Origin of the sequence: Lachnoanaerobaculum sp. Marseille-Q4761 (assembly GCF_017565785.1) — a bacterium.
GTDB lineage: Bacteria > Bacillota > Clostridia > Lachnospirales > Lachnospiraceae > Lachnoanaerobaculum.
Genome location: NZ_JAGEKB010000001.1, coordinates 621682 through 633524, shown reverse-complemented (window position 1 = coordinate 633524; position 11843 = coordinate 621682). Strand labels below are relative to the sequence as shown.

The 11843-nt window shown below is 35.8% G+C and carries 9 protein-coding genes and 1 pseudogene; 7 read left to right on the top strand and 3 right to left on the bottom strand.

Going from position 1 to position 11843, the window contains the following annotated elements; genetic code table 11:
- Positions 1–85 precede the first annotated feature (85 nt).
- From J4O15_RS02905 to J4O15_RS02875, 7 genes are all read left to right on the top strand, one after another.
- Positions 86–1621 carry a sugar ABC transporter ATP-binding protein gene (locus J4O15_RS02905; protein WP_208099637.1) on the top strand — a complete coding sequence of 512 codons (1536 nt, stop codon included), beginning with the start codon at positions 86–88 and terminating at the stop codon, positions 1619–1621.
- Complete coding sequence (locus tag J4O15_RS02900; RefSeq protein ID WP_208099636.1) at positions 1621–2592, top strand: ABC transporter permease; 972 nt, start codon at positions 1621–1623, stop codon at positions 2590–2592. Before J4O15_RS02905 ends, J4O15_RS02900 begins: the two co-directional genes overlap by 1 nt.
- 17 nt (positions 2593–2609) lie before the next feature.
- A complete protein-coding gene (mtnK, locus tag J4O15_RS02895) occupies positions 2610–3830 on the top strand; it encodes an S-methyl-5-thioribose kinase (RefSeq protein WP_208099635.1) in 1221 nt (406 codons plus the stop codon).
- Complete coding sequence (gene mtnA, locus J4O15_RS02890) at positions 3831–4922, top strand: S-methyl-5-thioribose-1-phosphate isomerase (RefSeq protein ID WP_208099634.1); 1092 nt, start codon at positions 3831–3833, stop codon at positions 4920–4922.
- Positions 4923–5033: 111 nt separating this feature from the next.
- Positions 5034–6023 carry a dihydroxyacetone kinase subunit DhaK gene (locus J4O15_RS02885; protein WP_208099633.1) on the top strand — a complete coding sequence of 330 codons (990 nt, stop codon included), beginning with the start codon at positions 5034–5036 and terminating at the stop codon, positions 6021–6023.
- A gap of 9 nt (positions 6024–6032) precedes the next feature.
- Positions 6033–6680 (top strand): dihydroxyacetone kinase subunit L, encoded by a 648-nt coding sequence (locus tag J4O15_RS02880; RefSeq protein WP_208099632.1) that lies wholly within the window; start codon positions 6033–6035, stop codon positions 6678–6680.
- On the top strand, positions 6680–7567 hold the full coding sequence (locus tag J4O15_RS02875) for a ribokinase (RefSeq protein WP_208099631.1): 888 nt from the start codon (positions 6680–6682) through the stop codon (positions 7565–7567). The genes J4O15_RS02880 and J4O15_RS02875 overlap by 1 nt, the downstream gene beginning before the upstream one ends.
- A 258-nt stretch (positions 7568–7825) precedes the next feature.
- On the opposite strand, the pseudogene J4O15_RS02870 reads toward J4O15_RS02875, so the two are convergent.
- From J4O15_RS02870 to J4O15_RS02860, 3 genes and pseudogenes are all read right to left on the bottom strand, one after another.
- Positions 7826–8706, bottom strand: a pseudogene (locus J4O15_RS02870) (Rpn family recombination-promoting nuclease/putative transposase).
- 489 nt (positions 8707–9195) lie between these two features.
- Positions 9196–10101: an Rpn family recombination-promoting nuclease/putative transposase gene (locus tag J4O15_RS02865; protein ID WP_208099630.1), complete on the bottom strand. Its 906-nt coding sequence runs from the start codon at positions 10099–10101 to the stop codon at positions 9196–9198.
- 492 nt (positions 10102–10593) lie between these two features.
- The gene (locus J4O15_RS02860; RefSeq protein WP_208099629.1) at positions 10594–11499 is read right to left on the bottom strand and encodes an Rpn family recombination-promoting nuclease/putative transposase; all 906 of its coding nucleotides are present in this window, start codon (positions 11497–11499) and stop codon (positions 10594–10596) included.
- Between the last annotated feature and the right edge of the window lie 344 nt (positions 11500–11843).

Genomic DNA, 11843 nt, shown 5'->3' with positions numbered 1-11843 from the left:
TGAGGTGAGTTTATCAGATACATTTACTTTTATTTATAAAAGTCATTGAATTTTTGATGACTCACCTGTTTTAGATTGGATGATTATGGACAAAATAAAGTTAAGCACAAAAAATGTGTCAATAGAATTTCCGGGAGTAAAAGCATTGGAGGATATAAACTTTGAGGTGAGTACCGGAGAGATAAGAGCTGTTGTAGGAGCAAATGGTGCCGGAAAGTCCACGCTGATGAAGGTTTTATCGGGTGCAAATCCTACATATACCGGAAAAGTCTTTTTGGATGAAAAAGAGATGGAGCTTAGAACTCCGGTAGACGCTAAAAAATGCGGTGTTCAGATAGTATATCAGGAGGTGGATACGGCACTTTTTCCAAATCTTACGGTGGCGGAAAATATTATTCAAAGTGATCTGGTGATGGATAAGGGTAATGCCGTTTTAAACTGGAATGAGGTTTATAAAGAAGGCAGAAAGGCACTTGACAGACTTCATATCAGCAAAGAGAAAATAAATGAAAGAGATTTGGTTTCAAAGCTTTCTTTGGCTGATAAGCAGATGGTGCTTATAGCAAAGGCAATCAGAAGAAAATGTAATTTTCTTATACTGGATGAGCCTACAGCGCCACTTAGTAATCAGGAGACAAAAGAACTTTTTGAAGTTGTGGAGCATTTGCATAAAACAGAGAATATTGCAATACTTTTTATTTCACATAGATTAAATGAAATACTGGAAATATGTGAAAGTTATACGGTAATGAGAAACGGAAAAATGATAGGTACCTATCCTATAGAATCTTCCACCACCACAAAGGAAATTGTGGAACTTATGCTTGGAAGGACATTTGAAGAAGCATATAAGAGAGAAGAGATACCGATAGGTGATACTATATTTAAAACTGAGAATTTGACCGAAACCGAAGGAAAGATAAAAGATATAAATCTATATGTCAGAGAGGGTGAGATACTGGGTATAGCAGGTCTTGTAGGAGCAGGCAAATCCGAGCTTTGTAAAACTCTTTTCGGAGCATATAGGAGTACCGGAAAAATTATATTAAACGGTAAAGAATTAAATCTAAAAAATCCTGCGCTTGCAGTTAAAAATAAAATAGCATTGGTACCGGAGGAGAGAAGAAAAGAAGGTGTACTTGTGGAGGAAAGTGTAAGCTTTAACCTATCGGCGGCATCACTTGAGAAATTTTGCAAGTTTTCATTTATAGATAAAAGAAAGGTAAATGATAATGCCAAGGATTATATTAAGAGCTTAAATGTGTCAACTCCAAGTCCGAAGCAATTGGTAAAGAGGCTCTCGGGTGGAAATCAGCAAAAGGTGGCAGTCGGAAAGTGGCTGGCGGCTGATTGCCATTTGTATATATTTGATGAACCCACAAAGGGTGTGGATGTAGGTGCAAAGCAGGATATATTTGACCTTATTCATGAAATAGCCAAAAAAGGAAATGCGGTAATATATGCAACCTGTGAAAATCAGGAGCTTTTGGCACTCACCGACAGGATTTATGTAATGTACAATGGTGGTATAAGTGCAGAACTTGTAACAAAAAATACTAATGAAGATGAGATTATGTATTATAGCGTAGGTGGTAAGCAGACTCAGGAGGAGGTAGTTTGATGGAACGCAAAAAAATTATTAAATTTGGAATAGATTGGGCTGCTATCCTGGCACTGATTCTATGTTTTGTAGCATTTACAGCGATTAAGGGCAGTGCATTTATGTCACAGAGCAATATGGTAAATATCCTTAGAGCAATGGCGATAACTACGGTATTCGGTATTGCAGCTACCATTACCATGGCACCGGACGGCTTTGATATGTCGGCAGGTACACTTGGAAGCTGCTCCGCTTATGCATTTGTATCTTCATATCTGTGGTTCGGTCAGTCGCTTTTTATGTCTATTATAATAACCATTGTGACTACTTTGGTACTCTATCAGCTTACAATGTTTTTGATTCTGGTATGTAAGATACCGGATATGCTGGCAACCTGTGCATTGATGTTTGTACATCAGGGACTTGGACAGTGGTATATAGGAGGTGGTGCGGTATCTACAGGTATGAGAACACCATGGAATGCAGAGCCTGTAAGAATAGCACTTTCAGATTCTTTCTCGGCAATAGGAAGAGCGCCTTGGATAATTATTATAATGTTAGGCTGTGTATTGGCTGCATATATTTTCCTTGATTATACAAAATTCGGAAGATATTTATATGCTATGGGAGGCAATAAGGAGGCAGCAAAGCTTTCAGGTATTGATATTAAAAAATATAGATATGTTGCAGGTATGATAACTGCGGTATTTATAGCTATCGGCGGTATTTTGGTTTCATCAAGAGGAAGCTCAGCACAGGTTATGTGCTGTGATAATTATCTGATGCCGGCACTTGCGGCGGTGTTTGTGGGAAGAACTGTAGGAGGTGCGGAAAAGCCTAATGCGCTTGGAACTATGATAGGTTCAATGCTCGTATCCACACTTGAAAACGGACTTACAATCTGTGCGGTACCTTTCTTTGTACTGCCGGCTGTAAAGGGTGCGGTACTTGCTTTGGCACTGATAGCTGCATATGCATATAAGAGGGAATAGTATAAAAGGGAGTAAATATGAGTAGATTTGATACATATTTTCAAATGGAAGAAAAAGATATAGTTGAATATACGCTGTTAAAGGCTACAACTATAGACTGGGATAAGGATAGTATGAAGGTCATCATTCCTAAGGAACATGGAAATCTCAACTATGTTTACAGGGTAATGGATGATAAGGGACATTCAATATATATAAAGCAGGCAGGTACCGAGACCAGAATCTCAAAGGATATGAAGCCTTCCAGAGACAGAAACAGACTCGAATCAGAGATTTTGATGTTACAGGAAAGGTATGCAAAGGGAATGGTGCCATACATTTACTTTTATGACACTGTAATGTGTGCCTGCGGTATGGAGGATTGTTCAGACTTTTTGGTAATGCGACAGGCGATGCTGGAGCATAAGATATATCCTCATTTTACAGAACAGATAACAGATTTTTTGATAAATACACTTTTAAAAAGCAGTGATGTGGTGATAGATCACAAAGAAAAAAAGCTTATAGGGGGTAAGCTTGTATCTCCTGATCTTTGTGATATAACTGAAAAACTTGTTCTTATGGAGCCTTATAATGATTTAAATAACAGGAACAATGTATATCCACCAAATGCCGGTTTTGTAAAGAAGGAATTGTATGAGGATAGGGCTTTACATCTTGAGGTGGCTAAATTAAAGTTTAATTTTATGACCAATGCACAGGCGTTGATACATGGAGATTTGCATACAGGATCTATCTTTATAAAAGAGGATGCGCTCAAGGTATTTGATCCGGAGTTTGGCATACTGGGACCTTGCGGGTATGATATTGGAAATGTTATTGCAAATCTTATTTTTGCCTATGTGAACGGAATCGCCTATGAAAAGCATGAGTTTACCGACTGGATATTAAAATCGGTGGAAGAGGTTATAGATTTATTTATAAAAAAATATAATAAATACTATGATGAATGGGTAACTGAGCCCATGGCAAAGGTAGAGGGCTTTAAGGAGTATTATTTAGACGGTATTTTAAAGGATACGGCAGGCTTTACCGGAACCGAGCTTCACAGAAGGACTGTAGGTATGGCAAATGTAACTGATGTTACTACTATAGCAGATGAGAAAAAGAGGCTTATAGCGGAGAGAATCAATATTTTGGCGGGTAAGGAGTTTATACTTAAAGCAAAATCCTTTAAAAGCGGTATGGATTATGTAGACACTATTTTAAATTGCAGGGCTTTGGCAGAGGAGTTATAAATGGGTATTGAAGAATTTTTTGACAAGATTATCTCTGTAAAGATGACAAAAGATAAAGAACTTAATATTATTGATCAGACTCTTCTTCCGGGTGAGATAAAGAGAATAAATCTAAATACAAAGGAAGAAATTTGGGAAGCGATAAAAAAGCTTAGAGTTCGTGGAGCTCCTGCAATAGGAGTATGTGCGGCATATGGTATTGCAAAAACGGCTTCATTTATACAGGCATCAGATTATGAGAGTTTTAAAAGAGAGTTTTTGGAGCTGAAGGATTATTTTGCCTCATCAAGACCTACGGCAGTAAATCTTTTTTGGGCATTAAACCGAATGGAGGAAGCATTAAAAGCCAATAGTGAAAAGGGTATTGAGGAGATAAAGGAAGCTTTATTTAAAGAAGCGGAAAATATCAGAAATGAGGATATTGAAATAAGCAGGGGTATCGGAGAACTGGGGTTTAAGCTTTTAAAGAAACTGAAAAGAAATGATAAAGCAATAGGCATAATGACTCATTGCAATGCCGGAACACTTGCCACTGCAAAATACGGTACCGCAACCGCACCTATGTATATGGCTTTGGAAAACGGCTTTTCGGGTAAGGATATGCATGTATACTGTGATGAAACCAGACCGCTCTTACAGGGGGCAAGACTTACCGCATTTGAACTTAGCAATGCAGGTATAAAGACAACTTTGCAATGCGACAATATGGCATCTATTTTGATGAAATCCGGTAAGATAGATATTATTTTTGTGGGCTGTGACAGGGTGGCAAGGAATGGAGATGCCGCAAATAAGATAGGTACATCAGGGCTTGCTATTATAGCAAAGCATTATGGAATACCTTTCTATGTATGTGCGCCCACTTCCACTATTGATATGAAAGCCTCATGTGATAAGGATATTCCTATAGAAGTAAGAGACGGGGATGAGATTACAAGTATGTGGTATAAAGAGAGAATGGCACCGGAAAATATAGATGTGTATAATCCGGCATTTGATGTAACTGATCACTCTCTTATTACAGGTATTATTACAGAGAAAGGTATTTGTAAATATCCTTTTGATAAGGCTTTTGAAAAATTGGGATTGTAGTGTTAAAGTTTGGGTAATGGAAAGTTCGGAAGGTGTTGCTTGAATTGTAATGTTGTAGTTTATAAAAATATTCACTACAAATGTTTGCATAATAATTAGATTGGAGAATATATGAAGAAGATAATCAATGTTCCTGAAAATTATACAGATGATATGTTAAAAGGAATTTATCTTGCAAATAAGCAGGTAAAATATGTTGCAGACGACCTTAGATGCTATTGTATAGCCGAGAAGAAACCGGGAAAGGTTGCAATCGTAACAGGTGGAGGTACCGGACATTTACCTCTTTTCCTTGGATATGTAGGTGAGAATCTGCTTGACGGCTGTGGAGTGGGAAGTGTTTTCCAGTCTCCTTCAGCAGAGCAGATATATGAAATATCAAAGGAGGTGGAAGCCGGAAGCGGCATATTATACCTGTATGGAAATTATACCGGTGATATAATGAACTTTGATATGGCGGCAGAAATGCTTGAGATGGACGATATCAAGACCAGAAGTATTGTGGGCGCGGATGATGTACTCTCAAACAAGCTTCCTGAAACCAGAAGAGGTGTTGCAGGTATATTCTTTATGTACAAATATGCAGGTGCGGCGGCTGCCGAAATGGGAAGTCTTGATGAAGTATATGAGGCTGCAAATATAGCAAAGCAGAATACAAGAACTGTAGGCTTTGCACTGACACCATGTGTGATACCTGAACTTGGACATTCCAATTTTACTCTTGCAGAAAATGAGATGGCATTCGGCATGGGTATACATGGAGAGCCGGGAGTATGGAACGGTGATATAAAAACCGCAAAGGAGCTTGCAACTGAGGCTGTGGGAGAAATACTTGCCGATATGGATATTGCAAAAGATGATGAGGTTGCTGTACTTATAAACGGACTTGGTGCCAGCAGTATCGAGGAGCTTTATATACTCTCGGGAGAGGTCGGTGAAATATTATTATCAAAGGGTATCAAGATATATAGAACTTTTGTAGGCGAGTATGCCACAAGTATGGAGATGGCAGGTGCATCCATATCTGTTTGCAAGTTAAACAGTGAAAAGGAAAAGGCATGGCTTGATATGGAAGTAAAAACTCCATTTATAAGATTATAAGGAGCAGCTATGACAGAGATTAGAATAGAGGATCTACCGGGGCTTTTTGAATCCATAGCGAAGGTCTTTGTGGAGAAAAAGGATGAGCTATGTGCCATGGATGCCAATATGGGAGATGGTGATTTAGGACTTACCATGAGCAAGGGATATAGTGCAATGCCGGATCTTATAAGAGAAAATACTGTAGAAAACAATATAGGAAAAACTTTATTTAAAGCGGGCATGAAGATGTCTTCAGTGGTACCTTCCACTATGGGTACATTGATGGCAAGCGGTATAATGGAAGCAGGCAAGTCTTTAAATGAAAAGGATAAAATAGAAGCCGCAGATTTGGCAGTGTTTTTTGAAAGCTTTGCAGCAGGAGTCAAGAAAAGAGGAAAATGTGAGGCAGGTGACAGAACAATATATGATGCACTGTCGGTGGCAGGAGATAGGGCAAAGGAATCTGTGAATGAGAACAGCACTCTTTTTGATGTGGCAAATGCAGCGCTAAAGGGTGCACAGGAAGGTGTGGAAGCCACAAAAGATATGTTGCCTAAGTTTGGAAAGGCTGCGGTATTTTCGGCAAAAGCCAAGGGTATTGCAGACCAGGGGGCAGTGGCAGGATGCCTTATGGTAAAGGGAATATGTTTATTTTTAGAAAGTAAGAGTGGATAATGAAAGTATTGAATTTTGGTTCGCTAAATCTGGATTATGTATATGATGTAGATCATTTTGTAAGAGAGGGTGAGACCTTATCTTCTAAAGATATGAATGTATTTTGTGGAGGAAAGGGGCTCAATCAGTCGGTGGCGCTGGCAAAGGCAGGTATAAAGGTATATCATGCCGGTGCGGTTGGCAGTGCGGATGGAGCCATGCTTTTGGATGCACTGAAAAGTGTAGGTGCCGATATATCATATATAAAAAAATATGATATGGCATCAGGGCATGCAATTATACAAAAAAATAAAAACGGCAATAATTGTATACTTTTATACGGTGGAGCAAATCAAAATATAGGAGTTGAATTTATCAAAGAAGTGTTGGATGATTTTGATAGAGGAGATATACTTTTACTTCAAAATGAGATAAGCAATCTTGCATTTATTGTAGATGAGGGAGCGTCTAAAGGAATGAGAATTGTATTAAATCCCTCGCCTTTAAACGAAAAGATATTTGAATGTGATCTGGAAAAGGTGGAATATCTGATACTGAATGAAATAGAGGCGTCAGATATACTCGGAGCCTCAGATACAGGGGAAGATGAGCTGATAGAGAAACTGACAAAAAGATTTCCCAACACAAAAATAATGTTGACTTTGGGAGAAAAGGGCTCTGTATATGTGGATAAAACAAAGATGATAAGACAGGATATATATAAGACCGAAGTAGTTGACACCACAGCGGCAGGAGATACCTTCACCGGATATTTTATAGCAGGTATAGTATCGGGCACAGATGTAGAAGCGGCAATGAAACAGGCAGCTATGGCGGCAAGCATCACGGTAAGTAGAAAGGGTGCATCCCCAAGCATTCCGTTTGCCAACGAGGTTTGTGAAAAATGATATTATTGATGAGTAAGGTATTTACGATTTAGCCGAATAAGGCTTGAAATTTATCATAGTGGGTATAAAATAAACGGGTGAGAAAATCATTAAATCAAATGATTTCTGCACCCGTTTATTGCTGATATTCTATAAAATTTTTGATTGTACTATAAAACTTATTGTGTTTCTGTACCCATTATTAATTGCTAATATTTTATAAAATTATTGATTAGAGTATAGAACTTATTTTTTTACAGGAAATAATATATTAAAAGCCTACTGTAATATCTTATATTCCTTCAACAACTTATGTCTATAGTTCTTATCAGTATTGGCTCTGCGAAGTTTATCAATATTGCCTTCGTTTAATAGCAGCTCATTAAGCTTACTGACCATATCGGCACCTTCCTGCCTGCCTTGCTCCAAACCTTTCTCAATCCCTCTATTTTCAATAATATCAAGAACTTCACACATATACCTAGCCTCCTTTTCATTAGCTTCATTTATTGAATCTTCAAATCTTTTATCCCCTGTCATAACGGACATAAGGGTTAGCAGTTCATCTATATGCTTTATAATATAATCTTTTGGATTATATGAGTTATTTGTTCGTATCTGATGTAGATAGTCAACCAGAATCCTGAAATCACTTTTAAACAAAGATATTTTTTCTTCATCCAGATATGCTATCTCAAAAAGATTGATTTTATAATCATTTACAAAAGGTCTTAGCCTTTCATCAACTTTAACAATATCCAGTATACTAATCGGATAGTTCCATCTTTTTTTATATCCCAGATATAGTACCAAGGTAATTACGGGGTATTTAGTTTTATATCTGTATCGTTTCTTAGTTTGTCTGCCATACTCTATACCATCATAGCTGATTACTCTTAAAGGCATCAGCTTATCAGGCGCAGTTTGATTTTCAAAACCGAACAAAGCAATATTTATTCTGCTGTTCTGCCAATATTTGGCAACATCCCTATCTTGCGAATGTACTTTTCCATCTATCTTCATCATACTCTTGGTGGGAGTATCAATCAGAGAATTTTCATCCACGACATCCTTACCATCAAATAAGAGTACATTTACAATATCGGAAAAACATCATTAAATTGTTCCAACATCTTTTGGGTTATATCTTTTTCTTGCATATCTTGCTCCTTTATTATACCAAAAAAATATTTTTGAATCCATGCTCAGGTGAAACTTAAGAATATAAATCATAGAAAATTTAGAAAAACCATATAGAATCATAGTTAAATCCACTTATATATGTATTATATCAATTATAAAATTTATTACAATACCGGGAAGTAATACGGGTAGTATTTGAGACATTAAATAAATGTCAAGTGATAAATGTTTGTATGTGGAGTTTTTGCAAGACTCTTTGGGGAAGATATTAATGATATAGTTTGATAAGGCTTGAAATTTATATAGTAGGTATAAAATAAACGGGTGAGAAAATCATTAAATCAAATGATTTACGCACCCGTTTATTGCTAAGATTCTATAAATTTTTTATTGTACTATAAAACTTATTGTGTCTCATGCACCCATTATTAATTGCTAATATTTTATAAAATTATTGATTAGAGTATAGAACTTATTTTGTTTGCAGGAAATAATATATTAGAAGCCTACTGCAATATCTTATATTCCTTCAACAACTTATGTCTATAGTTCTTATCAGTATTAGCTCTGCGAAGTTTATCGATATTGCCTTCGTTTAATAGCAGCTCATTAAGCTTACTGACCATATCGGCACCTTCCTGTCTGCCTTGTTTCAAACCCTTTTCCAGACCTTGCTCCAAACCTTTTTCAATCCCTCTATTTTCAATAATATCAAGAACTTCACACATATATCTAGCCTCCTTTTCATTAGCTTCATTTATTGAATCTTCAAATCTTTTATCCCCTGTCATAACGGACATAAGGGTTAGCAGTTCATCTATATGCTTTATAATATAATCTTTTGGATTATATGAGTTATTTGTTCGTATCTGATGTAGATAGTCAACCAGAATCCTGAAATCACTTTTAAACAAAGATATTTTTTCTTCATCCAGATATGCTATCTCAAAAAGATTGATTTTATAATCATTTACAAAAGGTCTTAGCCTTTCATCAACTTCAACAATATCCAGTATATTAATCGGATAGTTCCATCTTTTTTTATATCCCAGATATAGTACCAAGGTAATTACAGGATATTTAGTTTTATACCTGTATCGTTTTTTGGTTTGTCTGCCATACTCTATACCGTCATAGCTGATTACTCTTAAAGGCATCAGTTTATCAGGCACAGTTTGATTTTCAAAACCGAACAAAGCGATATTTATCCGGCTGTTCTGCCAATATTTGGCGACATCCCTATCTTGCGAATGTACTTTGCTATCTATCTTCATCATACTCTTGGTGGGAGTATCAATCAGAGAATCCTCATCCACGACATCCTTACCATCAAATAAGAGTACATTTACGATATCTGAAAAAACATCATTAAATTGTTCCAACATCTTTTGGGTTATATCTTTTTCTTGCATATCTTGCTCCTTTATTATATCAAAGAAATATTTTTGAATCCATGTTCAGGTGAAACTTAAGAATATAAATCATAGAAAGTTTAGAAAAAAGCCATATAGAATCATAGTTAAATCTACTTACTATATGTATTATATCAATTATAAAATTTATTACAATACCGGGAAGTAATACGGGTAGTATTTGAGACATTAAATAAATGTCAAGTGATAAATGTTTGTATGTGGAGTTTTTGCAAGACTCTTTGGGGAAGATATTAATGATATAGTTTGATAAGGCTTGAAATTTATATAGTAGGTATAAAATAAACGGGTGAGAAAATCATTAAATCAAATGATTTACGCACCCGTTTATTGCTAAGATTCTATAAATTTTTTATTGTACTATAAAACTTATTGTGTCTCATGCACCCATTATTAATTGCTAATATTTTATAAAATTATTGATTAGAGTATAGAACTTATTTTGTTTGCAGGAAATAATATATTAGAAGCCTACTGCAATATCTTATATTCCTTCAACAACTTATGTCTATAGTTCTTATCAGTATTAGCTCTGCGAAGTTTATCGATATTGCCTTCGTTTAATAGCAGCTCATTAAGCTTACTGACCATATCGGCACCTTCCTGTCTGCCTTGTTTCAAACCCTTTTCCAGACCTTGCTCCAAACCTTTTTCAATCCCTCTATTTTCAATAATATCAAGAACTTCACACATATATCTAGCCTCCTTTTCATTAGCTTCATTTATTGAATCTTCAAATCTTTTATCCCCTGTCATAACGGACATAAGGGTTAGCAGTTCATCTATATGCTTTATAATATAATCTTTTGGATTATATGAGTTATTTGTTCGTATCTGATGTAGATAGTCAACCAGAATCCTGAAATCACTTTTAAACAAAGATATTTTTTCTTCATCCAGATATGCTATCTCAAAAAGATTGATTTTATAATCATTTACAAAAGGTCTTAGCCTTTCATCAACTTCAACAATATCCAGTATATTAATCGGATAGTTCCATCTTTTTTTATATCCCAGATATAGTACCAAGGTAATTACAGGATATTTAGTTTTATACCTGTATCGTTTCTTAGTTTGTCTGCCATACTCTATACCGTCATAGCTGATTACTCTTAAAGGCATCAGCTCATCAGGCACAGTTTGATTTTCAAAACCGAATAAAGCAATATTTATCCGGCTGTTCTGCCAATATTTGGCAACGTCCCTATCTTGCGAATGTACTTTTCCATCTATCTTCATCATACTCTTGGTGGGAGTATCAATCAGAGAATCCTCATCCACGACATCCTTACCATCAAATAAGAGTACATTTACGATATCGGAAAAAACATCATTAAATTGTTCCAACATCTTCTGTGTTATATCTTTTTCTTGCATATCTTGCTCCTTTATTATATCAAAGAAATATTTTTGAATCCATGTTCAGGTGAAACTTAAGAATATAAAATATAGAAAATTTAGAAAAAAGCCATATAGAATCATCGTTAAATCCACTTATATATGTATTATATCAATTATAAAATTTATTACAATACCGGGAAGTAATTCGGGTAGTATTTGAGACATTAAATAAATGTCAAGTTAGAAATGTTTGTAGAAGGTATTTTTAAAGGACAGCTTATGTAGTAAATTAAAACCGGTAAGGATCTTAGGAGGAATAATAAATGTCTAAACATAAATGTCAGGTATTAAAAGGCTTACCGGGACAATAACTGATTTCT

Coding starts and splice junctions, on each gene's coding strand:
- J4O15_RS02860 (WP_208099629.1), bottom strand. CDS start 11,499: ATGCAAGAAAAAGATATAACACAGAAGATGTTGGAACAATTTAATGAT.
- J4O15_RS02900 (WP_208099636.1), top strand. CDS start 1,621: ATGGAACGCAAAAAAATTATTAAATTTGGAATAGATTGGGCTGCTATC.
- J4O15_RS02865 (WP_208099630.1), bottom strand. CDS start 10,101: ATGCAAGAAAAAGATATAACCCAAAAGATGTTGGAACAATTTAATGAT.
- J4O15_RS02880 (WP_208099632.1), top strand. CDS start 6,033: ATGACAGAGATTAGAATAGAGGATCTACCGGGGCTTTTTGAATCCATA.
- J4O15_RS02885 (WP_208099633.1), top strand. CDS start 5,034: ATGAAGAAGATAATCAATGTTCCTGAAAATTATACAGATGATATGTTA.
- J4O15_RS02875 (WP_208099631.1), top strand. CDS start 6,680: ATGAAAGTATTGAATTTTGGTTCGCTAAATCTGGATTATGTATATGAT.
- mtnA (WP_208099634.1), top strand. CDS start 3,831: ATGGGTATTGAAGAATTTTTTGACAAGATTATCTCTGTAAAGATGACA.
- mtnK (WP_208099635.1), top strand. CDS start 2,610: ATGAGTAGATTTGATACATATTTTCAAATGGAAGAAAAAGATATAGTT.
- J4O15_RS02905 (WP_208099637.1), top strand. CDS start 86: ATGGACAAAATAAAGTTAAGCACAAAAAATGTGTCAATAGAATTTCCG.